18 protein-coding genes are annotated in these 23,714 nt (G+C 65.1%); 11 read left to right on the top strand and 7 right to left on the bottom strand.

Annotated features, from left to right (window positions below; all coding sequences use genetic code 11):
* Nucleotides 1–34: 34 nt before the first annotated feature.
* The 6 genes from apaG to QFZ41_RS06645 all read right to left on the bottom strand — a co-directional run bounded on the left by apaG (nt 35) and on the right by QFZ41_RS06645 (nt 6,870).
* Entirely contained in the window at nt 35–418 is a 384-nt protein-coding gene (gene apaG, locus QFZ41_RS06670; protein ID WP_429198034.1) for a Co2+/Mg2+ efflux protein ApaG, read from the bottom strand.
* Nucleotides 419–471: 53 nt separating this feature from the next.
* The gene (gene rsmA, locus QFZ41_RS06665) at nt 472–1,251 is read right to left on the bottom strand and encodes a 16S rRNA (adenine(1518)-N(6)/adenine(1519)-N(6))-dimethyltransferase RsmA (protein ID WP_429198033.1); all 780 of its coding nucleotides are present in this window, start codon (nt 1,249–1,251) and stop codon (nt 472–474) included.
* Nucleotides 1,248–2,243, bottom strand: coding sequence for a 4-hydroxythreonine-4-phosphate dehydrogenase PdxA (pdxA, locus tag QFZ41_RS06660; RefSeq protein WP_429198032.1), 996 nt, complete (start codon nt 2,241–2,243; stop codon nt 1,248–1,250). Before pdxA ends, rsmA begins: the two co-directional genes overlap by 4 nt.
* A gap of 7 nt (nt 2,244–2,250) precedes the next feature.
* The gene (locus QFZ41_RS06655; RefSeq protein ID WP_429198031.1) at nt 2,251–3,618 is read right to left on the bottom strand and encodes a peptidylprolyl isomerase; all 1,368 of its coding nucleotides are present in this window, start codon (nt 3,616–3,618) and stop codon (nt 2,251–2,253) included.
* 30 nt (nt 3,619–3,648) lie between these two features.
* Nucleotides 3,649–6,165: an LPS-assembly protein LptD gene (locus QFZ41_RS06650; RefSeq protein WP_429198030.1), complete on the bottom strand. Its 2,517-nt coding sequence runs from the start codon at nt 6,163–6,165 to the stop codon at nt 3,649–3,651.
* A gap of 144 nt (nt 6,166–6,309) precedes the next feature.
* Entirely contained in the window at nt 6,310–6,870 is a 561-nt protein-coding gene (locus QFZ41_RS06645) for a cob(I)yrinic acid a,c-diamide adenosyltransferase (RefSeq protein ID WP_429198029.1), read from the bottom strand.
* An 84-nt stretch (nt 6,871–6,954) separates the two neighbouring features.
* On the opposite strand from QFZ41_RS06645, the gene ubiH reads away from it, so the two are divergent.
* The 3 genes from ubiH to QFZ41_RS06630 all read left to right on the top strand — a co-directional run bounded on the left by ubiH (nt 6,955) and on the right by QFZ41_RS06630 (nt 10,227).
* Nucleotides 6,955–8,163: a 2-octaprenyl-6-methoxyphenyl hydroxylase gene (gene ubiH / locus QFZ41_RS06640; RefSeq protein ID WP_429198028.1), complete on the top strand. Its 1,209-nt coding sequence runs from the start codon at nt 6,955–6,957 to the stop codon at nt 8,161–8,163.
* Nucleotides 8,160–9,377 carry an FAD-dependent oxidoreductase gene (locus tag QFZ41_RS06635; RefSeq protein WP_429198027.1) on the top strand — a complete coding sequence of 406 codons (1,218 nt, stop codon included), beginning with the start codon at nt 8,160–8,162 and terminating at the stop codon, nt 9,375–9,377. The genes ubiH and QFZ41_RS06635 overlap by 4 nt, the downstream gene beginning before the upstream one ends.
* A 64-nt stretch (nt 9,378–9,441) precedes the next feature.
* Entirely contained in the window at nt 9,442–10,227 is a 786-nt protein-coding gene (locus QFZ41_RS06630; RefSeq protein WP_429198026.1) for a dienelactone hydrolase family protein, read from the top strand.
* On the opposite strand, the gene QFZ41_RS06625 is transcribed toward QFZ41_RS06630, so the two are convergent.
* On the bottom strand, nt 10,224–11,222 hold the full coding sequence (locus tag QFZ41_RS06625; protein ID WP_429198025.1) for a polyprenyl synthetase family protein: 999 nt from the start codon (nt 11,220–11,222) through the stop codon (nt 10,224–10,226). The two genes, QFZ41_RS06630 and QFZ41_RS06625, sit on opposite strands and share 4 nt — an antisense overlap.
* 274 nt (nt 11,223–11,496) lie before the next feature.
* On the opposite strand from QFZ41_RS06625, the gene QFZ41_RS06620 reads away from it, so the two are divergent.
* The 8 genes from QFZ41_RS06620 (at nt 11,497) to QFZ41_RS06585 (ending at nt 23,712) form a co-directional block, all read left to right on the top strand.
* On the top strand, nt 11,497–12,051 hold the full coding sequence (locus QFZ41_RS06620) for a fimbrial protein (protein WP_429198024.1): 555 nt from the start codon (nt 11,497–11,499) through the stop codon (nt 12,049–12,051).
* 74 nt (nt 12,052–12,125) lie between these two features.
* Entirely contained in the window at nt 12,126–12,860 is a 735-nt protein-coding gene (locus tag QFZ41_RS06615; RefSeq protein WP_429198023.1) for a fimbrial biogenesis chaperone, read from the top strand.
* Nucleotides 12,861–12,876: 16 nt separating this feature from the next.
* A complete protein-coding gene (locus tag QFZ41_RS06610) occupies nt 12,877–15,318 on the top strand; it encodes a fimbria/pilus outer membrane usher protein (RefSeq protein ID WP_429198022.1) in 2,442 nt (813 codons plus the stop codon).
* The gene (locus tag QFZ41_RS06605; RefSeq protein ID WP_429198021.1) at nt 15,315–15,833 is read left to right on the top strand and encodes a fimbrial protein; all 519 of its coding nucleotides are present in this window, start codon (nt 15,315–15,317) and stop codon (nt 15,831–15,833) included. The genes QFZ41_RS06610 and QFZ41_RS06605 overlap by 4 nt, the downstream gene beginning before the upstream one ends.
* Before the next feature lie 149 nt (nt 15,834–15,982).
* Entirely contained in the window at nt 15,983–16,567 is a 585-nt protein-coding gene (gene ssb, locus QFZ41_RS06600; protein WP_429198020.1) for a single-stranded DNA-binding protein, read from the top strand.
* Between the two features lie 734 nt (nt 16,568–17,301).
* Nucleotides 17,302–17,637: a site-specific integrase gene (locus QFZ41_RS06595; RefSeq protein WP_429198019.1), complete on the top strand. Its 336-nt coding sequence runs from the start codon at nt 17,302–17,304 to the stop codon at nt 17,635–17,637.
* Nucleotides 17,638–17,819: 182 nt separating this feature from the next.
* The gene (locus tag QFZ41_RS06590) at nt 17,820–18,086 is read left to right on the top strand and encodes a hypothetical protein (RefSeq protein ID WP_429198018.1); all 267 of its coding nucleotides are present in this window, start codon (nt 17,820–17,822) and stop codon (nt 18,084–18,086) included.
* 229 nt (nt 18,087–18,315) lie between these two features.
* Nucleotides 18,316–23,712, top strand: coding sequence for a hypothetical protein (locus tag QFZ41_RS06585; protein WP_429198017.1), 5,397 nt, complete (start codon nt 18,316–18,318; stop codon nt 23,710–23,712).
* The last annotated feature ends 2 nt before the right edge of the window (nt 23,713–23,714 follow it).

Below are 23,714 nucleotides of genomic sequence, written 5' to 3'. Positions count from 1 at the left end.
CGTTCCCGGCGTGCGCACTATCCATGGGTCGATCCTAGTGGAGCGTGCGGGGGATCGAAAGCACGAATGCCGGAATGGGTGCGTCGAAATGCGTTCCGTCGTCCGCGACCATGCGATAGCTGCCTTCCATGGTGCCGACCGCGGTTTCGAGCACGGCACCCGAGGTGTATTCGAACGTGTCGCCAGGGCGCATCCACGGTTGCTCGCCGACGACGCCGTCGCCGCGCACTTCTTCGACCTTGCCGTTCGCATCGGTGATCACCCAATGCCGCGTGAGCAGCTGGGCCCCGGTGTCACCGACGTTGCGCAGCGTGATCGTGTAGGCGAACACATAGCGGTTGTCGGTGGGTTGCGATTGGTCGGGAACGAAGCGGGAAGCGACCTCCACGTCGATCGTGTAGGGGGTTTTGGAATTCATGCCGCGATTGTCAGGGACGGGGAGGGGGTGGGCAAGTGAGTCCGCAGCAGCCTTCACATGGCATTCGCGAGTTTCACGAAGTCACCAGGGGCCAGGGTTTCCGCGCGTGCGCGCGGATCGATGCCGAGTTCACGAATGGTGGCTTCGCCGACCAGGCCCTTCAGCGTGTTCGAAAGCGTCTTCCGGCGCATCGCGAAGGCCGCCTTCACCACGGCGTGGATCTTCACGGGGTCGCCCTTGGGCAGCTGTTCCGGAGGCAGGGGCACGAGGCGAACCACCGCCGAATCCACCTTGGGGGGCGGCCGGAAGGCGCCGGGCGGCACCGTGAAGAGCGGCGTCACCTTGCAGGCGAGCTGGAGCATGACGCTCAACCGGCCATAAACCTTGCTTCCTGGCTCGGCGGCCATGCGATCGACCACTTCTTTCTGGAGCATGAAGTGCATGTCCTGGATCGCGGGCGCGTGATCGACGCAATGGAACAGGATGGGACTGGAGATGTAGTAGGGCAGATTACCTGCGATACGTAGCCGCTCTGTGCCGAGTTCGCGGGCGAGCTGGCTGAAGTCCACCTTCAGCACGTCGGAATGGACGATCCGCAACTCGCCGATCTCGGCGGCGCGCGCCTGTAGTCCAGGGATCAGGTCGGTGTCCAGCTCGATGGCCGTCATCTTCCGGGCCACCGCGAGGAGGGGCAGGGTCATCGCGCCTTCGCCCGGGCCGATCTCGACGACGGTATCGCCGTCCTTCGGTGCGATGGAGGCGACGATGCGCTCGATATAGCGCTTCTCGTGCAGGAAATGCTGGCCGAAGCTCTTCTTGGGGCGTGCGTTCATGGTCGGCGCCGGTGGCGGGCGAGATCGAGGGCGAGGCGCGTGGCAGCGAACAGGCTGGCCGGGTCCGCGCGGCCGGTGCCGGCGAGATCGAGCGCGGTGCCGTGATCGACGGACGTACGGACGAAGGGCAGGCCGAGGGTCACGTTCACGGTGCGGTCGAACGCTTCGCTCTTGAGCACGGGCAAGGCCTGGTCGTGATACATGGCCAGCACCGCGTCGTAGCGCTCGCGCATGGCGGGTACGAAGGCGGTATCGGCCGGCAGGGGCCCGATCAGGTCCATGCCTTCGCCGCGGAGGCGTTCCAGCGAGGGAATGATGGTGTCGATCTCCTCGCGGCCCATGTGCCCGCCTTCGCCCGCGTGCGGGTTCAGGCCAAGCACCGCGATGCGCGGGTGGGGAAGTCCGAAAAGCAAGGTCAGCGCCGCGGCGACGATGCGCAGCGTGCGCTCCAGCAAGGCGGGCGTGATGGCGGCGGGCACCGCGGAAAGCGGCAGGTGGGTCGTGGCCAGCGTCACCCGTAGTTCGGGACTGGCGAGCATCATCACCACGTCGGCGCCTGCGCGCTCGGCGAAGAATTCGGTGTGGCCGCTGAAAGCGACGCCGCCCTCGTTGATGCTCGATTTCTGCACGGGGCCGGTCACCACGGCGTCGAAATCGCCGGCCATGCAGCCGTCCGCGGCCATGCGCAGCAGATCGAGCACATGGTGCGCGTTGCGTGGATCAGGATGGCCGAAATGGATGTCGGCCCCCAGCGGCACGTGACGAATCCGGATACGGCCAGCGGGACGCGAGGCGATGCGCGTTCCATCGTCGTCCACGATGTCGAGGTCGAGCCCGCAGAGGCCGGCCGCACGGCGCAGCAGTTCGCGGTCGGTGACCGCGACGAGATCGGCGGGAAGATCGGTCGCCGCGAGGCGGGCGACCAGCTCGGGCCCCACCCCGGCGGGCTCACCGGCGGTAACGGCGAGCCGTGGCAGGGTGGTGGTGATCATCGAGGCATTACGGCGTGGTCGAGACCTGCTTGTCGTCGGGATCCTTCAGCTCCGGCACGCGGATGTCGACGAACGAGGTCGAGCGCAGTTCGCGCAGGTAGTTCTCGTAGGCTTCGTCCGCCTTGCGGTTGCCAATGGCCTGACGTGCCTGGTCACGCTGGAGCTGATCGGTGAGATCGCTCTGGCGGCTACCGAGGCGCTGCAGCACGATCCAGCCCGCATCGGTCTGGATCGGGTGCGAGATCTCGCCGTCCTTCAACTGGTCGACCTGGGCCGCGATGGCCTGGCCCCAGGCGTCCTTCACGAACCAGCCCATGTCGCCGCCGTTGTTCGCCGTGGTGTTGTCCTTGGACTCGTCCTTGGCGATCTTGGCGAAGTCTTCCTTCTTGTCGACGACGCGGGTGTAGATGTCCTGCGCCTTCTTCTCGGCCTGCTCAGGAGTGACGATCTCGGACGGCTTGATGAGGATCTGGCGAGCGTGGTACTCGGTGACGATCTGCCGGCCCGGCTGGCGGGTTTCCACCAGCTTGAGGATGTGGAAGCCCGTGGGGCCGCGCATGGCCGGCGTGTTCTCGCCCGCCTTGAGCGTGGCCACGGCGTCGGCGAACGCCGGCGGGACTTCATCGAGCCGGCGCCAGCCGAGGTCGCCGCCATCGAGGGCGTCGGGAGCGTCGGAATAACGGATCGCCGCGGCGTTGAAGTCCATGCCGCCCTGGATCGCCTTGATCGCTTCCTCGGCCTTGGCCTGGGCCTGGGCGATGTCACTGGCGCCGCCGCCGGCCGGGGTGCTGATCTGGATATGCGCGAGGTGGACCTCGCCGGCCTTGTAGGTCGGGCTGGCCAGCAGGTTGTTCACTTCGGCATCGGTGACCGTGACCTGGTCGCGGACGATGCTTTCATGCAGCTTCTGCGCGACGATCTGGTCGGACAACTGCTGACGGAACGCCGCGTAGCTGTAGCCGTCCTGTTCGACCGCGGCACGCAGCTGGTCGGGGGTCATCTTGTTCTGCTGGGCGACGTTGGCGGCGGCCTGGTCAACGTCCTGGTCGGAGACGCGGATGCCCTGGTCGCTGGCGCGCTGGACCTGCAGCTTCATCAGGACCAGGCGGTCGAGCACCTGGCGGGCGAGCACGTCCTTGGGCGGCAACTGCGCCGGATTCGACGCGTACTGCCGCACGATGGCATTGATGGCCTCGTCGAGCTCGCTCTGCAGGATGACGTCTTCTTCCACGACCGCGACGATGCGGTCGAGTGAGCCGTTACCAACGCTCGTGCCCTGCGACGGCTGGGCCGAAGGCATCAACTGGGCCTGGGCGGGAGGCACGGCCACGAGCAGGGAAGTGGCGAGCAGGGAGTACGCGAGGATCTGCTTCATCGAATAGGGAGCCCGGGGCGCCTGCCCCATTTATTGATAGCCAAGGATAGCACGCCGCAGGTACTGGCCCGATTGCGGGTTGAGCGAGCCAATGCCCTTGAATTCCACCTCGAACATGATCGCGTTGGCCGTGGAACGGGTGTAGTCGTGTACGTAATGGCGGCCGAGAATGCGGATCGCGACGCAGCAGCTGTCGTACTCGACGCCCGCGGCCGCCTCGAGCGTCCGGTGTGAGAACGTGAAGGTATTGAACGTGCCGACGTTGGTGACGGTGGTGGGCAGGATGTCGCGACGTGCGTACACCCACCGGGCCAGCGCGCGCCAACGATCGGATACCGGAAAGACCACCGAAGTGTCGAATTGTTCCATCACGTTGCGGCGGTACCGGTACGAGAAGTTGAGGATGCCGTCGCCCTTGATCCGGCGCTGGAGCTGGATCGTGGCCAGGTCGGTGTCACGGCCCTGCTGGAAGGGCTGGCCCTCGTCGTTCAGGTACGGACTCGGCTTCTTGTTCGGGTTCCACTGGTAGGAGCTGTTCAGGCGCCACTTGTCGTTGAACTGGATCCCGAGCTGCGCGATGTAGTCCGAGCGGCTGAAGTCGGTGGGCAGGACGCCGGGCATCTGCACTTTCTGGTCGCTGAAGTACTTGATCTGGCCGATGCTGGCCGACAGCCGCTCCACGCCGTTGTCGTCCAGCAGGCGGGTGGTCAGCGCCGCGGTCAGGTTGTTCGCGTCCATCTGGCGGTCGGCGCCGGAGAACCGGTTGGTCGTGAACAGCTGCCAGAAGTCGAACGACATCTCATTGGTGTCGAACGTGGGCAGGTTGGTCTGGTTCCGGTACGGCACGTACAGGTAATACAGGCGCGGTTCGAGCGTCTGCGTATAGGTGTTGCCGAACAGGCTGGTCTGCTTGTCGAAGATCAGGCCGGCGTCCACGCTGCCGATGGGCAGGGAGCGCGAGGGGCTCTGCTCGGCGTAGTTGAAGTGCTGGTAGTCCGAATCGAGCCGGTACGCCGTATAGCGGTACTCGACGCGCGGCCGGACGAACCACGACGCACCGGAGAAATCGGCGGCGAGGAAGGGCGCGATATCGAGACGGTTACCGTCGACCTGGCCGGGGAAGCCGGGCGAGATCGGCGCCGGATCGCTCTTGCGGAAGGCCACCGCCTCGGTGTCGACGCCGGCATCGAGCCAGCTGTTGAGCGGAGTGTCCAGGTTGAACGTAGCGCGCGGCCAGCGGCGGTACGGCTCGACGTAGTTGGGCAGGCCCGCGTCGACGTTCTGGTAGTCGTCCGCGCCGATGGCGGCACTCCAGTATTTGCCACCGGTGGTGACGTAGGCGCTGGACGAAAGCAGGCCCGTCGCCGATGAATAGAGATCGTTGCTGAAGTCGCGGAAGTACTGGTTGTCCGACGCCCGGTTGATATTCGCCGAGAAGGTCCAGCCCTTCGCGATGGTGGTCGAATTGGCGACCTGCAGCAGCCAGCGCTGGGTCGAGCCATCGCGGTCGCTCGTATTGCTGATGTCGTCGTCCGGGCCCTTGTCGTGCGGCATGTACTGGAAGTCGAACGTGCCGTTGGATCGCGGCAAGAGATAGCGGAACTCACCGCCAAGCATGGCGCCGCGATCGGAGTAGTAGCCCGGCGTGATCGTCGCGTCGTAGTTCGGCGCGAGGTTCAGGTAGTAAGGCAGGTTGAGGAAGGTGCCCGAGTGGCTCGACGAGCCGAAGGTTGGATAGAGGAAACCGCTCTTGCGCCGGTCGTCCAGGGGGAACGTGAAGTAGGGCAGGTACATGAACGGCACGTTCTTGTAGCGCATGGTCGCGCTGCGCGCCGTGCCGACGCCCGTCTCCTTGTTCAGGTTCATCGTCTTCGCACGAAACTCCCACTGGTGGTTGCCCACGTCGCAGGTGGAGTAAGTGGCGAGGTTGAAGCGGCCGTGCTGCGGATCCATGATCTTCGCGTGGTCGGCCACGCCGTTGCCGCGCGATTGCAGCAGCTGGTAGCGGACATGGTCGGCATCGCCCTGGTTAGGCGTGGTGGTGCCGGTCATGCGGTCGGCGGACACCAGCATGCCCGCCTCCTGGTAGCGGACATTGCCGCGGGCGTCGTAGGCCGTGGAATCGGAGTTGTACGTGACGTCGTCGGCACGCATCACCTGGTCGGCGCGCTCGAGGCGTACGCCGCCGGTCATGTGATAGAGGTTGGGCTCGGGGCTCTCGACCTTGATGCCGCCGGTGTCGCCGTCGAGGCCCGAGTGGATGTCGGTGACCGCCGTGTCGCGCAGCGTGCTGTCCTTGGTGATGCCCGGCTCGTAGAAATCGAGCATCGCGTTGGGACGGCAGAGGACGTAGCTGACCGGCCTCGGCGGACAGACGAACGAACCCAGGGCGCAGGTTTCCGCAGGCGCCGGCGCGTTCGCGCGGGTTTCCCCCTGCGTCGGAGCGGCGGTCTGGGCCGATGCGTCGCAGGCGGCGCCCGAAACGATGAGGGCGACGGCGGTCGCCAGCAGGCGGCGTTTAGGCAGGATGCTGATGCGTGACGTCACAGGCTCGGTCTTGTCCGTTCGAAAGGTCGCCAACTTAGCAGAATCGCCAACCCCACCGCACGATGGCACGTCGCCCATGAGCATGATCCCTCGAAGGATGCGGCGGCGATCGCCGCACCGGCCGGACGAGCTTACACCGCCGGATCAGCCGCGCGGGCGGCGCTCGTGCTGCCAGAGCACCTCGCAGTGGCCACTGCGGCGGGCCAGCACGCGGGCGATGACGAAGAGCAGGTCGGAAAGCCGGTTCAGGTAGCGCTGCGCTTCCGGGCGCACCTCCTCGACCCGGCCGAGAGCGACCACCTCGCGTTCGGCGCGGCGGCAGATGGTGCGGGCCAGGTGGCAAGTCGACGCGGGCATGCCGCCGCCGGGCAGGATGAAATCCTTCAGCGCGGGAAGATCGGCGTTGAAGGCGTCCAGGACCGTCTCGAGGCGATCGACATCGCGCCCCTGGATCATCGCCATACCCGGGATGCACAGCTCGCCACCCAGGTCGAAGAGTTCGTGTTGTACCTGGACCAGGGCCTCGCGGATGTCGTCGTCCACGCCGCCGGACGCCATGACCATGCCGATGGCGCTGTTGAGTTCGTCCACGGTGCCGTAGGCGCCGACCCGGAGGGAATCCTTGCCGGTGCGGCTGCCGTCGCCCAGGCCGGTGCTGCCGTCGTCGCCGGTGCGTGTGTAGATCTTCGAAAGTCGATTGCCCATCGGGCCATTCTATCGGGGTGCGTCATCGCTGCGGCAGGGGGCCGCAGGATCGGCGCCTTCACGCGGCGAGGGTATGATCCGCGGATGAGCCTGCCCGAACCCATCCTCATCGTCGGCGGCGGCCTTGTCGGCGCCAGCCTCGCCATCGCGCTGGACACCGCCGGCCTCCCCGCCATCCTCGTGGAAGCATCCGCGCCGCGCGTGGGCGAACAGCCCAGCTACGACGAGCGCAACCTCGCCCTCGCCCGCGCGACCGTGAACGGACTGCAGGCCCTCGGCGTGTGGGGCCTGGCCAGTCACCGCGCCACGCCGATCACCCATATTCATACGAGCCGCGCCGGCGATTTCGGCAGCGTTCGCATGGACGCCGCGGCCGAGGGGGTCGATGCCCTCGGCTGGACCCTGCCGGCGCGGGAGTTGGGCGCCGCCCTGCTGGACCGGCTGGACACCTGCCACCACCTGACCCGGCTTGCACCGGCGCGGGTGGAGGCCATCGAGCCCATCGAAGGGGGGTGGGCGGTGACCATCGCTTCCGGCGGGGAGCGGCGCCGCCTGACCACCCCCTTGCTGGTCGGCGCGGATGGCACGGCTTCCGGCGTACGTAAGCAGCTGGGCATCGGCACCCGCGAGCACGATTACGAGCAGGCCCTGTTCGTCAGCACGATGACCCCCGACCGCGATCCGGCCGGCCGAGCCTTCGAGCGGTTCACCGACCAGGGGCCTGTCGCGGTCCTGCCGCTCGCGGAACGGAGGGTCGGCATGGTCCTCACGGTACCCGCCGAACGGGCGGGCGAGGTGGCAGCCATGGACGACGAGGCCTTCCTCGCGCTTGCCCAGCAGCGCTTCGGCTGGCGTCTCGGGCGCCTGACCCGGCCAGGGAAGCGCGTTCCTTACCCGATTCGCCGCGTCGCCGCGGAATCCCTGACGGCGCCCCACGCGGTCCTGGTGGGCAATGCGGCACAGACGGTGCACCCCATCGGGGCGCAGGGTTTCAACCTGGGCCTGCGTGATGCGCTGACCCTGGCAGAGCTGGCGGTGGCGTCCACCGATCCGGGGGATGCCGCCTTGCTCGACGAATACGTGCGCCGGCGCACGCCGGATCGCGAGGGAACGATGGCGATGAGCCACGGCCTGGTGCGTCTGGCATGCATGGACCAGCCTTTGCTGGGACCACTGCGTTCGCTGGCCATGCTGGCACTCGACCGCGTGCCGCCCCTGCGGCATGCCCTTAGCCGGCGCGGCATGGGGTTCCGCGCGCACGCGCCCTTCGCCGTGAGGGAGAAGACGCCGTGAGCGATACCTGGACCAACGCCGCCCCATCGCGACGGCGCAACGGCGGTCTCCTCGACGTGGCCGTGGTGGGTGGTGGCATGGTCGGCGCGGCGGCCGCGCTGGCCCTGGCCCGTGCCGGTTTTTCCGTCGCGCTGGTCGATGCGCGCGAACCCGCCCCCTGGGCCGCGACGGACGAGGTGGACCTGCGCGTGGTCGGTCTGGCGCCGTCGTCCATCGGCCTGCTCGACGAGCTGGGCGTATGGACGTCCATCCGGAGCGCCCGCGCGTCCGCCTATGACCGCATGGTGGTGTGGGACGCGGAGAACGGCGCGACGATCCGCTTCGACGCCGCGGACGAGGCGCGCGACGTCCTTGGTTACATCGTCGAAAACAGCCTCGTGCAGGCATCGCTCTGGCATGCACTCGACGATGCGGGCGTGCGCCGTATCGTTCCGGCCGAAGTGGTCGCTTATGCGGCGCGCGAGGATCGGGTCCAGCTGGATCTGGCCGACGGGCAGATCGTCGTCGCCCGATTGATCGTCGCGGCGGACGGCGCGGAATCGCCGTTGCGCGCCATGGCGGGCATCGGTACGCATGGGCGCGACTACGCCCAACGCGCCGTCGTGGCGCATGTCGAGACGGCGCGCCCGCACGAGCGGACGGCATGGCAGCGGTTCCTGCCTTCGGGTCCCCTGGCGCTGCTGCCGCTCGCCGACGGGCGCAGTTCGATCGTCTGGTCGCTGCCGGACGCCGATGCGGCGCATGTGCTGGCGCTGGATGACCGCGGCTTTCGCGACGCTCTCGGCGTGGCCAGTGACTTCCGTCTGGGACCCATTGGCCCGGTCAGCCGCCGCGCCGCGTTTCCCCTTCGCCTGAAGCTCGCCGACCGCTACGAGGCCGAGCGCCTGGTTCTCCTTGGCGATGCCGCCCACGCGGTCCATCCCCTGGCGGGACAAGGGGTCAACCTCGGCATGCGCGATGTGGCCGAACTGCGCCAGACGCTGGTCGACGCCAGGGAGGCGGGCCGCGATATCGCCGCCGCCCACGTCCTGCGTCGCTACGCGCGCCGCCGCCGCAGCGCCGACGGCCTCGACGCCTGGACGTTCGACGCGCTGGAGCGCATCTACGGATGGAAGGCGGCGCCACTGGTGGCGGCGCGAGGTGCCGGTGTCCGGCTGCTCGAGGCCCTGGGACCGTTGAAGCGAAAACTCGCCAGGCACGCGGCAGGCCTCTGAGGCCGCATTCCATCCCCCGGGGCGGGCGCCTATGCTTGGCGCACCTTTCCCTGGAGCCACGCCCATGCGCCGTTCGCTGCTTGCCTTGTCCTTGCTGGTCTTCGGTCATGTCGGTGCCGCTTCGGCGGCGATGGTCGCCAAACCGGTGCAGTGGACCGACCAGGGCGTCACGTACAAGAGCTTCCTCGTCTACGACGACGCCGTGACGGCGAAGCGGCCCGGGTTGCTCATGGTGCCGAACTGGTTCGGCGTGAACGACATGGCGGTGGCTAAGGCGAAGGAAATCGCGGGCAAGGATTACGTGATCCTCTTGACCGACATGTACGGCGGCGGCATTCGCCCGACGTCGGAGGCCGAAGCGGGCGCCGCCGTGAAGCCGCTCTACGCCGACCGCAAGGTGATGCGCGAGCGTGTTTCCCGCGCGTTCGAAGAATTGAAATCCCAGGCGAGGCAGGCGCCGATCGATCCGGCCAGGCTCGCCGCCATCGGGTTTTGTTTCGGCGGCTCGGCCGTGCTCGACCTCGCGCGCAGCGGCGCGAATGTCGCCGCCGTGGTCAGCTTCCACGGCATCTTGTCGACCGACGATCCGAAGCTCGCGTCGAACATCCATGCGAAGGTGCTGGCGCTCAACGGGGCCGACGACGCAAGCGTCCCGGCCGAGCAGCGCGCCGCCTTCGAGGCGGAGATGCGCGGCGGCAAGGTGGACTGGGCGTCCGAGGATTTCGGCGGCGCCGTGCATTGCTTCACCGAGAAGGAAGCGACGGCGGCCACGGGGAACTGCCGTTATGACGCGAAGGTTGCCCATCGCGCTTATGCCGCGATGCGCTCGTGGTTGGGCGAGGCGTTCTAGAACCGCCTCTCGACGGAATAGTCGGCCAGCGCCGTGAGTGCATCGCGGTAGCTGGAGGCGGGCAGTTCGGTAAGCGCCTCGCGCGCCGCGGCGGCGTGTGCCACCGCCTTTTCGTGCGTACGCTCGATCGCGCCGGAGTCGCGTATGGCGGCGATGATGCGATCAAGTGAATCCAGCCCGCCGTGCTCGATCGCGTGACGCAGCGATTTCAGCTGGTCCGCGTCCGCCACCTGCATCGCGTAGATCAGCGGAAGGGTGGGTTTGCCCTCGGCGAGATCGTCTCCGATGTTCTTGCCGAGGGTCTCGGCATCGGACACGTAGTCGAGCAGGTCGTCGGCGATCTGGAAGGCGTAGCCGAGCTCCATGCCGTAGCGGCGCAATGCGGCGACCTGCGTTTCCGGTAAGCCACCCAGCACGCCGCCAAGTTCGGTGGCGGCGGCGAAAAGCACCGCCGTCTTCCGTTCGATCACCGCGAGGTACGCGTTCTCGTCGACGTCCGCGTTGCCGATGTTCAACAGCTGCAATACCTCGCCCTCGGCGATGGTGTTGGTGGTGTCGGCGAGGATGCGCATGATGCGCATGTCATCCAGTTCGACCATCAGCTGGAACGAACGCGAATAGAGGAAGTCGCCCACCAGCACGCTCGCGGCGTTACCCCAGAGCGCGTTCGCCGTCTTGCGCCCACGGCGCATATCGGATTCGTCGACCACGTCATCGTGCAGGAGCGTGGAGGTGTGGATGAACTCGACGATCGCGGCGAGCTTGGCGTGCTGCTGCCCGTGGTAGCCCGCGGCACGTGCCGCAAGAACGTGGAGCATCGGACGCAACCGCTTGCCGCCGCCGGCGATGATGTGATCTGCGATGCGGTTGATCAACACCACGTCCGACGAGAGGCGGTGGCGGATCAGCGCATCGACCTCCTTCATGTCGTCTGCCGCCAGGGCGCGGACGCCGGCAAAATCGAGAGGGGTGGAGCGAGCGGCGATGGAGGACATGGACCAGGGTCGTAATCGATAGATTGGCGGTCATTATAGGGGTAGGGCGTCACTTCCGTGTTCCTGCCGCCGGGGGAGGGTGACGTCAGCGTGTTCCTTCACATATTGCCTCCCGCGGCCGACGCAGGAGCCCCGGATGCCGGCGGCAATCCGTGGATGCGCCCGATTTTTCAGATTTTACGTATCGTCATGGCCCATCCTCGCTGTGCAGACTGGTTTTGCGCGCCGAGGGTTGAAACGCCCGGCGCGCATTCCCTTTCCCCAGGAAGCCGCCATGCATCGAAAGCACCTCACCATCCCACTGCTCGCCTCGGCCCTCGTCGCCCTTGTTCCCGCCGCTCGAGCGGCCAACGACGGTGTCATCGAAATCAGCGGCCGTATCGTCGCCACCACCTGCACGGTGGAAGGTAAGCCGCCCGGTGGAGGCGCCGCGATGAAGGCCGTCGACCTCGGCGACATCAGTGAAGGCGTCTTGTCCACCGCGGGCGCGACGGCGGGCGATCGGGGTTTCGTCATCCGTATCGGGGGAAATGCCGAATGCTCCGACGGCACCACGGCCAAGGTCCGCTTCGATCCCGCGAGTCCTTCCCTCGACCGCGGCAGCGGCCGGCTCAACATCGACGCGGGTAGTGGCGCGGCAAGCAACGTGCAGATCCAGATGACGAACTCGGACGGCACGCCGATCAACATGTACACCGAGGATTCCCAGGGCGTGACGATTGCCGGGCACGTCGCTGAAATCGGCCTCATCGCCCGCTACTACAGCCTGGGCGGCGTGACCCAGGGGCTTGCCGCTTCAAGGGTCGGTTTCCAGGTCGTCTACGAGTAAGCATCTCCGGGTGCACGACGCCCGGGTCGCACCGGCCCGGGCGGTTCATGGAAGCGAAGACTGAAGGAGTCGTCATGTTTCGACCGATACCGATCCTGCTGGCCACTGCCGTGGCGGTTTGCCCCCTTTCCGCATACGCCGCCGTGGTCATCGGCGGCACGCGCGTGGTTTTCCCGGCTTCATCCCGCGATGTTTCCGTGCGGGTAGAGAACAAAGGAGACGACCCCGCCCTCGTGCAGGTGTGGATAGACGATGGCGATGAACTTTCGACACCCTCGACCGCACGAGCTCCGTTCGCGATAACGCCACCCCTGTTCCGGATCGACCCGGGCCAGCGGCATGCGCTGCGTATCGTGCACGTGGGCGACGAAAACCCACGCGACCGAGAGGCCCTCTACTGGCTCAACGTGTTGGAAATTCCACCCAGGGCCACCGGCGCGAACGACAAGAATGTGCTGCAGCTGGCCTTTCGTCACCGGCTCAAGCTTTTTCACCGGCCGCAAGGCCTTCCCGAGCCGTCTGATCGCGCCGCGGCCACGCTGCGGTGGTCGATCGAAAAGGACGCCGGGACGCCCCGTCTTCGCGTGACGAATCCCTCGCCCTATCACGTGTCCTTCAACAGTGTGCAACTGCCCGGCGGGACGGATGGCAAGCCGGTGATGCTCGGGGGAGGCATGGTGAAGCCAGGCGGATCGACACATTTCTCGCTTTCCCGGAGCACTCCTGCCACGGCGTTCACCAAGGTCGCCTTCGTGACGATCAACGACTTCGGTGCAGCGATCGGCGGCTCCGCGGCGATCGGTCCGTGAGCGGGAGGGTAAATCCATGCCACGTCCCGCCAGCGAAGGCCAAGGCAAGCCTGTCTCTCGCTGTATGGCTGCCGTGGCATGCCTCGTTTTCGGTGGATGTGCCGCCTCGGCATCGCGGGCGCATGCGCAGGCTGAGCGCGTGGTGGCGTTCGATCCCGCCTTCCTCACCGGGGACGGCCTCTCTGCGGCGGACCTGCAGCGGTTTTCGCGCGGCAACCCGGTACTCCCGGGAATCTACGACGTGGATCTATGGATGAACGGTGAGTGGCAGGTTCGCAGGCCCATCCGGTTCGAAGCCCGCTCCGGGGACGCCGATGCGACGCCGTGCATCGCGTACGACGATCTTGTCTCGTTCGGGCTCGCTCCCGACCGCACGCATCCGCCGGTCGACGATCCATGCCTCGAGATCGGGCAGCGCATCGGCGCCGCGACGGCGCGCTTGGACGTCAGTGAACAGCGCCTCGATATCGAGGTGCCGCAAGCTGCCATGGCCCGCCGCCGGCCCGGCGTCGTGCCACCTGGCCAATGGGATGCCGGGGTGACGGCGGGCCTTCTCGCCTGGCGCATGAGCGTCCGCGACTCCTCGTTGGCAGGACGTCGCCACACATCGGGTTTTTTCGGCGCTGACACCGGAGTGAACCTGGGATCCTGGCGCCTCAGGCATGCGGGCGCATGGTCGAGCGGGCGCTATCGGCGGAGGCACGGATTCGTCGAGCGGCATGTGGCCTCGTTGGGTTCGCGTCTTCGCGCCGGGGACATCTCATTGGCAGGCGATCTGTTCACGCCCCTGCGCTTGCGGGGACTGAGCATCGCCAGCGACGCGCGCATGACAGCCGATGCGTCGAGCGGCTATACGCCGCCGGTAAAGGGCGTGGCCGCGACGCACGCGACGGTCCGCGTAACGCAGAACGGCATTCTGCTTCGCGAGTTGACGATACCGCCCGGTCCTTTCTCGATCGACGACCTCCACGGGGCGGGGGGCGGCGGCGATCTGGAAGTGAATGTCGAAGAGAGCGACGGCCGCCGGTGGTCCTTCCGGGTGCCCTTCTTCCCGGTGCCGGAGTTGATGCGCGAGGACCATACCGGTTACGCCGTCAGCGCGGGACGCGCGTTGGTGGGCACACGCTATGCACAGGGCATGGTGCAGGGCACTTGGCGTCATGGGTTTCCTCGCCGCATCACGGCGTATGCCGGGGCGCGCATGGGGCCGGGGCAAGCCTCCGGTCTCGTCGGAGCGGCCACCGACACTCTCGTCGGCGCGTTCGCCACGGACCTCACCTACTCGTCGTCCCGCCGCGGTGGAAACGCGCGGCTCTGGCGCGTGCGCCACGGTAAGCGGTGGAATCACCGGACGCTCCTATCCTTCGGTGCGTCCCGGGGCCGTGAAGCGCCTCCACCCGGCTCGTGGCGCGCGAGGACGCGAGCGGCTGCGGTGCGGCGGGTGGACACCGCTATGCAAAGGGATCTGGGGGACGATCGGGGCGCATTGAGCTTGAGCGCCAGCTACGGCTCCTATGGACAACAGGATGGTAGCGGCAGCGATCAGGCGGTGTCGTGGACCCGCGGCTGGCGTCGCGCGACGATGGACCTGTCGCTGCGCCGATCGGCCCGCCGCGGCGCGACGAGCAGGCGAAACGACATGTCCGGGCAGTTCGGAGTGTCCCTTCCGCTCGGTGTCGCGGCCACGTCCACGAACCTGCACACCGCGATAACGGGCGGGGCGGTTGGCGGTGCGCGGATGGGCGTCACGGGAAGTTCGGGCGAGGGCGGAGCGACCCTGTATGGCGCGACGCTTGGCTACGAACATCGCGGAGCACGCCGGTTGGACGTATCGCTTGTCCGGCTGCTACCGATGGGAGAGGTCGCCGCGGCGCTGGACCGGACGGACTCCAGGCAAGCGGTTTCGCTCTCGGCGGCCGGAGGCCTCGTGATCCATGCCGGGGGCATCAGCTTCTCCCAGCGATTGGGCGAAGCCGTTGCCTTGGTCCGGGCTCGCGGTGCGACGGGGGCACGCATAGGCGGCGGTCATGGAGTCCGTGTCGACCGGCGTGGTCATGCGATCGTTCCCTACCTCACCCCCTTCCGCTGGAACAGCGTCGATCTCGATCCGACCGGCCTTCCGATGGACGTGGCGGTCGTTTCCACCCACCGGCGCGTTGCGCCCACGCCGGGTGCCGTGGTCCTCGTGCCCTTCGATACGGACGTGACAAGGACATGGCTGGTGACCGCGAGCCTCGTCGATGGCACGCCGCTGCCTTTCGGGGCCGAAGTGATCGATGCGCTCGGCCGTTCCGTGGGCGTCGTCGGGCAGGCCGGCCGGATGTTCCTGCGGGCACCCGACACCGAAGGTCGCTGGGCGGTGCGGTGGAAAGGATCCCCGGGCGAATGCGTCCTGCGTCTGCATGACATCACCAGAACGGCCGCCGGCGATGTCCGGTATCTCGGAGCATGCGAATGACCATGAATGCCCCATGCGGGTGCCGTCCCGCCACGGCGGTGCTTTGCGTCGTCGCCATAGCCTTCATCTGCGGCGGCGTTCGCGCCGGCGATACGCTCGATTTCGAGGTGCGGGGAGCGATAACACCTTCGTGTGGCCTCGCCCTCAACCGCGTGCAGATCGATCTGGGAACCGTCTCCGCATCGGAGCTGGCAGCGGTAGGTGACGGCAGCCGTTGGCAGGCTGGCAGTTTCGCCGGCGTCGACTGCGTCGGCCAACCCTCCGCGAGCGTCACGATGCGCGCCAAGCCCCACCCGGCCGACCCGCGCTACATCGCCCCCCGAGGCGAAGAGTTGGGAGTGGCCATCGAGATACGTGCCGGGGATGGTCAACTCCTGCCTCCCGATGGTTCGGTCGAGTTCGACTGGGCGGGCGGGGCGCCGGAACTGGCTTTCAAGGCCCGTTACGTCCGTGTGGGGCCGTTGAAGCCCGGGGACGCCGAGGCCAAGGCCCAGATCGATATCCAATGGCATTGAGACCAGACCTTACCTCGCGGACCGGCCTCCGCCGTCACGAAACGGTTTGCCCTCCGCGCCCCCTTCGCCCAAACTAGCCGGTCCGACCCCGCCAGCCCCGGCCCCGGCTGGCTATCATGGGCGGGAAGACACGCATACGAGGGAAATCCATGGCACGCGGCATCAACAAGGTCATCATCGTCGGCAATCTCGGCGCGGATCCGGAAACCCGTTACACCGGTAGCGGCACGGCGATCACGTCCTTGCGCATCGCCACGTCCGAAGCCTGGACGGACAAACAGTCCGGCGAAAAGCAGGAGCGCACCGAATGGCACCGGGTGAAACTCTTCGGCAAGCTCGCGGAAATCGCGGGTGAATACCTGAAGAAGGGTCGCCAGGTGTACATCGAGGGCTCGCTACGCACGGACAAGTACACCGACAAGGACGGCGTCGAGCGCTACTCGACCGACATCATCGCCAACGAGATGCAGATGCTCGGTGGCCAGGGTGGCGGTGAAGGCGGCGGCTTCGCCGGCGGCCAGGGCGGCGGCGCCCGTCCGCAGCAGCAATCCCGCGGCAATTTCGGCGGCGGCGCGGGTGGCGGCGGTGGCACCGGCGGCGGCCAGCAACGTGGCAACTTCGGTGGGGGCGCGCGCGGCGGCGACGACTATGGCCAGCCGCGAGGCGGCAACGCCCCGCAGCGCTCGGCTCCGCCGGCCAACGAAGGTTTCGACGATGACGATATCCCGTTCTAGGACATACCTTAGACCGTCTTTGTACGGTTTTGACTTACAAGCCCCCGATTCGTCGGGGGTTTTTCTTTTTAAGACTGCACAATTTCGTGTTGCGCTCGTTTCCCAGCCCTCGCCTGAGCTGCACCTTGAGAACTGTTACGAACCATTGATCGGAGTGCGGAGATGCAACTGAAATGCAGAACTCGAGATTTCATCATGGAAGATGGTGAAAGGTACCGAGTGCTTGTTGATCCCCGCTCGGGCATGCCACTCTTCTATCCGAACCTGTTTGTAACGACACAGGTGCGTAATCGATCACTGTCAGTGGCGAGCATGGATGCTGTATGTGCGGCTCTAAACGTACTCCTCACCCACTGCAGCACGTGCAGTATCGATCTGGAGGGCCGAATCAGAGATCGGCGCTTCTTGAACCCCGCCGAGCTGGATGCAATCAGAGACATATGCCAGAAACGGTTCGGTAAGCATGACAGCGCAGTGGTGGTGCCTCTTCGGCATGACAAGGCAAACCAGCGGGTACAAACGGGAAGCGAGTACGTCCGCTTGACGCACATGGGCAACTATCTGCGCTGGCTGTCCTACACCATGCTGGGTTCAGCAGTGGATGAGTCGGCCGCACGTCAAATTGAACCGGTTCATCGTGGACTGACGAGTCGTCGGCCCATCGGAAGACGATACGCTGAGGTAAGAGGGGGCCGACTTCCGAGCAAGTGGCGGTTCTCTGGTGAGACAGTAGCGTGCGTATAAGAAACGCACTGATCATTGATCTTCTGTTCTACCTAGGCATCCGTGGTGGAGAGCTCCTCAGCCTCTGCACGACAGATATTGACTGGGAGCGCTGCCAGATCGTGATTGCCCGTCGCCCGGATGAAAGAACGGATCCGCGACAACGCCAGCCCTTAGTCAAGACGCTCGATCGCCGCATTCCCTTGGGAGACGCGCTCATCGATCGACTGCACACCTACATAGTCAAGCACCGCAACAAGGTGCCGGGTGCAAGACGACACGTCTTTCTCTTTGTTATTCATAAGAGTGGAGCGACGCAGGGGGAACCCCTTTCTATCTCTAGCTAGCGGAAGGTGATTCGGGCTATCGCCGCCGCATCGCCTGAACTCAAAGGACTCCACGGACACTTGTTTCGGCACGGATGGAACGAGCGCTTTTCCGAATATATGGATCGGCAAGAGGCACCGCCATCCGTGACAACTTTATCTGTATATGTCAGGTCACAAGTGCGAACGCGAGCTTCTATGCCGTGTCTGGCTATGATGTTGTTGATATCGTCTACCAGTTGCTCGTTCCAAGCCTTTGTCATTTGCTAGATCGTCCTTTTTTGTTATTCATCAACAGGCCGGTAGCCGCGCCGGCGGTGGAGGTAGGGTCGGACGGCTCGCGCTGGCTGTGGGGCGCCAATGAACTGGGCCTGTTCGTGGACTGCACGACGAAAACTCACAACAAGCCGGTGCAAGTGGGAATCGGCTTTGTTCACGCAGCGGTCGGCGCGCAGTTCCTTTCGCCATGAAAGCCGACGGCACCGTGTGGACGTGGGGCTGGCCTTGGGATGGACGGATGAGTATGCATTTTCGGCAACATCCCGCCGCGCTCTTAGATGTGTGCTGATTAAGGGTCGCAATAGCTTGCTCTTGGCGTCGAGAGTTTCGTATAAACCTACAACACGAAGTGCGCACGATGGCCGCCACCTAGTCCGGCCGCCTCGTTCCGAACAAGCAGTTCTACAGGGGAAACAACGGATGGGTGCTTTCTGGCAGTCGCGTTTGCGCGACGCTGTGCTGGCGTGTGTCGTTGGGACATTGGCGACGGCGGTCACCGCTCAGTCGGTATCCATCGAGTCGGAATGGAAGAAGCTGCTTCGTGTCAGCGACGACATTCAACCGTTAGGACCCAATGCCCTCGGCGAATCCATTAGCACTTACGACGGATCCCTGTCGTTTCGGCAAGTAGATCTCGAGGCGAAGGGTAATGGCCTTCCCATCATTGTCGAACGAACCGTCCACGCGCGGCCTGTCGGTGGCCCGCAGGCCTACGTGTTTCCACTGATGTCGCAAGGCTTCGCCGATTGGGAATTGACGGCTCCGCAGCTAGAGACTTTGTCTGCGGAAACGAATTTCACTGATACCTCCGGGCATGACGTTCACTTCTGGTACTTCCTCGAGGAGCCGCAACGCTGTAGCAGCTTCTATGGGGCCGGCACTATCGACGTGCCGACGAAGCCCGGCGAAGACGGGGTGATGTGGGAGCCGGACACTTGGTGGCATGGTATCCAGCTGAAGATCCCAGGCGCGGGTACTCAAGACGTGCTCAAGCGCGACACGTCGAACAACAACGTGCCGCAGTTGACGATGCCCGACGGTTCGCCCATCCCAATCACGGCAGTCACGCGCGCGAACTGGGTACTGGGTTGCGTTAATACGGCGGGGGTCGGCGAAACCTTTGTGGCCGTAAGCCCCGACGGTACGCGCTACTGGCTGGATCGTCTGTCCTGGCGACCGACCTCGGGTCTGGCGCATCCCGGCGGCGGCGCGCTAAAGCGGCGCATTGTTACCCTGCAGGCCAGTCATGCCGAGGATCGCTTCGGCAGGACGCTCACGTACGGTTACGACGTCGACAACCACCTCACCTCGATCACGGCGGACGACGGCCGCAGCGTCACCTTTACCTATCAGCAGTGGACGCATTCAGCGGGCGTCTACCCTATGGGCGAGCGCGTGACCACGATGACGCAGCACGCGTCGACGGGCGACCGCACCTGGACGTACAACTACGGCGGCACGGCCGATGAGCCTGTCCTTTCCGGAGTGACATTGCCCAACGGTTCGGGGTGGACCTTCGACAATATGCTTGCGCTTGGCACGGGGCAGGGCGGTGGTTCCGGCCAGTTGCACGTGGATTACACCGGGTGCCTGTACAACGTCTTGGGTCCGCCCCAGGTCGGTACAGTCGCCGTCACGCATCCTTCGGGATTGACCGGCACCTTCACGCTGACTTCCACATTGCGCGGACGGTCCGCTGTCCCGCGGAATTGCATTCTGGATCGCGGGGTGAATCGCATCACCATTCCGCATGCCTACATTGCTTCGTCGGTAACCCAAAAGCAGTACACGGGCGCCGGCGTTACGCAGGTTTGGACATTTGCGTATTCCCCGCCGAACCAAAGCTGGAATACAGAATGCACCGCCGGTTGCGCCAACACCGTATGGACAGAAGAAACGGATCCGGACGGCAGCCGTGTCAGGCACACTTTCTCCAACCAGTGGGGAGCGACGGAAACGCTCCTGCGGCAAGAGGATACTTATTCTGCCGGCAACCCCACGGCGATCCGCTCCGACATTAACGAATACGCTGCAGCGAACGCCGGCCCGTGGCCCGCGCGCTTAGGCTCGAACCTCCAGCTGCTGATGAACCACGATCAGCTGGAGATGCTGTCGCCCGTGCGGAAGCGCACGATTCTGCAGGATGGGGATTCTTATCTTTGGGAGGTGCCCGCAGGCGGTTTTGATGTCTTCGCACGGCCGGTAACCGTCGTTCGTGGTGGCGGCATTCCGGGCCAGGGCAGCCGCACGGAGCGCGCCACCTACGCCGATGACCATTCCCATTGGGTGCTTGGGCAGGTGGGAAAGATGGAGGTCCTGGAAGGCTCGCAGGCGACACCCGTGTCAGAGACTATCTTCGACGGACTTGCAAGGCCGATTGAGCGGAAAAGTTTTGGTCGTACGGTGATGACCTACGGTTGGAACGGTGGCGACCTGGCTTCGTTAACCGACGCCAATTTGCACACCACTGGCCTCAGCAATTACCGGCGCGGCATTCCGCAAACCGTCACCTACCCGGATGGGCACGCACAGTCCGCTGTGGTGGACGACCTGGGTCAGATCGTGTCGGCGACCAACCAGATGGGTGTCACGTTCGGTTACCAATACGACAGCATCGGGCGGGTCAAACAGATCGACTATCAATCCGAGCCGAACGGCAAGGGTTGGGAGTCCAAAGTCGTCACCTACGAATTCGTCGGTGACGAACCCGGTATCGTCGGCGGTCACTGGCGACGAACAGTAAACCAGTTCGACCATGCGGAGATTCAGCGCTTCGACGCCTTACTTCGTTCTCTGTCGGTCGAACAACGCCGGGCATCGGATGGCGCCCTTGCGATCACCGCGCTCGCAGCATACGACTGGCGAGGCAATCGAACTTACGCGTCCTATCCAATCGCGGGGTCGGCCGCGTATAACGTGGCGGCAGAAGGCGTAAGGCACACGTTCGACGCCCTCGGGCGGGAAATCTACGTGGCGCGCGACGCGGGCAGCGACGGCGTCGTCACCACCGGCACGACGTACTTCTACGGAGCGCGCCAGAAAATCACCGATCCACGCGGCAACGAAACCACGACCACGTTCCAGGCCTTCGACACACCCTCGTACGATCAGGCGCTTCGTGTCCAGGCGCCCGCCGGCGTGGATCAAGTGATCGATCGAAGTGTTTATGGCGAAGTGAGTGCCATTCATCAATTGGGCGGCGATCCGCGTGGCGATAAACTGTACGTGCACGACGAGTTCCATCGTGTCTGCCGTGTCGTTGAGCCCGAAACGGGCAGTACGGTGATGCAGTACGACGGCGCGGACAACGTGATCCAGATCGCGCGAGGCCTTTCCATCGCCGGCACGGCTTGCGTGGCCGCCGCCGACATGCCCGCCGCGGCCACTGTCGTGCGTGGTTTCGACGCCATGAACCGGCTGACCTCGATCGCTTATCCCGATGGTTCCCCACCGGTGGCGCTGTTCTACGACGGCTTGGGCAATCCGCAAACGGCCCAATCCGGAACGGACACCATCTGGTCGTATGTGCGCAACAACCTCAACCTGATCGCCCTTGAGCATCTTCAGGTCGATGGGCGGGCTTGGGACATCGCCTACGACTACGACGCCAAGGGTGCGTTATTCTCGATCACCTATCCAGACGACAAGGTGGTTACTTACGCGCCCGATGCCTTAGGCCGTGCGACACAGGCCGGTGCCTATGCCACGGCGGTGAGCTACTTCCCCGACGGGAACCTTGCGTCGTTCGCCTTCGGTAGTGGCGCGGCGTATGTGGCGAACCAGAACGGACGCCGGGCATTGCAAGATTTCGCATACGGTCAGGCCGGCGCGGAGATCATTGACCAGTCTATTGCGTATGACCCGGCCGACAACATCATCGGTATAGTCGACCACACGGCGGGTGCCCAGCGAAGTAAGACGTTCTCCTACGACGGGCTTAATCGTCTCGCCACGGCGGCATCGCCGCTGTGGGGTGTGGACACGTATCACTACGATGTGCTGAACAACATCACCGGGGTCGACACACTGAACGGTGGAGTGACCACGGGGCGTAGCTATAACTACGGCACATCGAACCGCCTTGAGTCGATCACCACGTCTGGTGGGGTCGCCACGTCTTACGGTTACGACGTGCACGGCAATGTGACGAATCGGGCGGGGCAGGTGCTGGCCTTCGACCTGGCGGACCGCCTCAGCGGTATCGCCGGCATTGCAAGTTACACCTACGACGCGAACGGTCGTCGCGTCAAGAACACGCCTTCGGGCGCCTTGCTGCCCAAATACTCCGCCTACAGCTCATCTGGTCAACTGATGTGGGAATACAACCCGAATACCCAGACAGCCAAGGATTATATCTATCTGGGCAAGAAACTCGTGGCCGCGGCGGAAAACGTGCAGGAAACCCTGCTTGGTTTCGTGGCCGGCGTGTCCGAGAGCGGCGTAAACGCCACGCTCAACGGTTGGGCGTGTTCGCAGGGATCCACGAATGCCGTGCCGGTGGAAGTGTTCATCGGTGGGCCGGCTGGAACGGGCACCTCCATGGGTCCCGCAGTGCTGGCCAACAAACCCAGTGTCGGCACAGATACCGTCGCTTGCGGAACGACGGGAACAGGTTACGGCTTCGCCATCGCGATTCCGGAGGCGACTCGCCTTGCCCACGCCGGCGCTTCCATTTACGTGGTGGCACATTCGAACCTTGGTGGCGACGACAGGCAGCTCGATAATTCGGGCGTTCCGATCGTGCCCGCCTCGGCGTCGGCACCGGATACGCCGGCGAGCGCATCCGCCGGCGTGGCGGGCGACCTTGCGTCCATCACTGTAAGCTGGGCCGCCTCCGCGCGTACCACGGCCTACCAGGCGGAGCGGCAATACAACGGAGGCGCCTGGGCCGCGCTCTATACAGGCGCGAACCTCTCGACGGTGGTAAGCAATCCCGCCGACGGCACATGGACCTTCCGGGTGCGCGCATGCGTCGCCGCGAATTGTAGTGTAGAGAAGGTTTCGAACACCGTTACGGTGGCCCACATTCCGCCGGCACCTGCAACGATTTCCGTGCCGGGAACGAGCAACGGGCCCATGGTCGTGTCGTGGTCGGCAGCGACATATGCCACGACGTATCAGTTGGAACAGAGTTTCAACGGTGGAGCCTTCGGTCTTATCTACAGCGGGGCGGGAACGTCATTCTCATTCAATGTCGGGGCGACGGGGACATACGTTTATCGTGTGCGCGGATGTAATGGCGGCAACTGCGGGCCTTACAAGACTAGCGTCGGCGTCGGCGTCACGATCGCACCGCAGTCGGCGCCAGGTATCAGCGCACCAGCTACCGTGAGCAACGGCGCCTGGACGGTAAGCTGGGCCGGCGTGGCGGGCGCGGCCAGCTACGCCCTGTATGAGCGTGTGAACGGTGGCAACTGGGGCCTTGTCCAGAACAATGCGGCGGGTAGCTGGAGTACCGCGGGACGAGGCAACGGCACATACGCTTACGTCGTGGCGGCTTGCAATACCGGCGGTTGCGGTCCGAACAGCGCCGTTGCGACAGTCTCCGTCAACAACGTCCCCTCGGCTCCCTCCAACGTCCATGCCATCGACTCTTTCAGCGGCAATCGCGAGATCTATACCATCACATGGAGCGCTACACCGGGGGCCACATATCACGAAGTGCTCCGCAACAACACGACCACGATGTGGCACGTGAACGCACCGACGACATCGCAGCTAGTCGAAACGGGACCGATCGGGGAGATCATTCTCTACGGGTACCAGGTGCGTGCCTGTAATGCGGTGGGCTGCTCTGCCTGGGTGAATGCGATATGAGG

This window comes from Luteibacter sp. W1I16 (assembly GCF_050434905.1).
In the GTDB taxonomy this organism is placed as follows: Bacteria; Pseudomonadota; Gammaproteobacteria; order Xanthomonadales; family Rhodanobacteraceae; genus Luteibacter.
This window is presented reverse-complemented; position numbering and strand designations above follow the sequence as displayed.

Excerpts from the sequence above, each read along its gene's own strand:
- apaG (WP_429198034.1), bottom strand. The coding sequence starts at position 418 with ATGAATTCCAAAACCCCCTACACGATCGACGTGGAGGTCGCTTCCCGC.
- rsmA (WP_429198033.1), bottom strand. The coding sequence starts at position 1,251 with ATGAACGCACGCCCCAAGAAGAGCTTCGGCCAGCATTTCCTGCACGAG.
- pdxA (WP_429198032.1), bottom strand. The coding sequence starts at position 2,243 with ATGATCACCACCACCCTGCCACGGCTCGCCGTTACCGCCGGTGAGCCC.
- QFZ41_RS06655 (WP_429198031.1), bottom strand. The coding sequence starts at position 3,618 with ATGAAGCAGATCCTCGCGTACTCCCTGCTCGCCACTTCCCTGCTCGTG.
- QFZ41_RS06645 (WP_429198029.1), bottom strand. The coding sequence starts at position 6,870 with ATGGGCAATCGACTTTCGAAGATCTACACACGCACCGGCGACGACGGC.
- ubiH (WP_429198028.1), top strand. The coding sequence starts at position 6,955 with ATGAGCCTGCCCGAACCCATCCTCATCGTCGGCGGCGGCCTTGTCGGC.
- QFZ41_RS06630 (WP_429198026.1), top strand. The coding sequence starts at position 9,442 with ATGCGCCGTTCGCTGCTTGCCTTGTCCTTGCTGGTCTTCGGTCATGTC.
- QFZ41_RS06625 (WP_429198025.1), bottom strand. The coding sequence starts at position 11,222 with ATGTCCTCCATCGCCGCTCGCTCCACCCCTCTCGATTTTGCCGGCGTC.
- QFZ41_RS06620 (WP_429198024.1), top strand. The coding sequence starts at position 11,497 with ATGCATCGAAAGCACCTCACCATCCCACTGCTCGCCTCGGCCCTCGTC.
- QFZ41_RS06615 (WP_429198023.1), top strand. The coding sequence starts at position 12,126 with ATGTTTCGACCGATACCGATCCTGCTGGCCACTGCCGTGGCGGTTTGC.
- QFZ41_RS06610 (WP_429198022.1), top strand. The coding sequence starts at position 12,877 with ATGCCACGTCCCGCCAGCGAAGGCCAAGGCAAGCCTGTCTCTCGCTGT.
- QFZ41_RS06605 (WP_429198021.1), top strand. The coding sequence starts at position 15,315 with ATGACCATGAATGCCCCATGCGGGTGCCGTCCCGCCACGGCGGTGCTT.
- ssb (WP_429198020.1), top strand. The coding sequence starts at position 15,983 with ATGGCACGCGGCATCAACAAGGTCATCATCGTCGGCAATCTCGGCGCG.
- QFZ41_RS06585 (WP_429198017.1), top strand. The coding sequence starts at position 18,316 with ATGGGTGCTTTCTGGCAGTCGCGTTTGCGCGACGCTGTGCTGGCGTGT.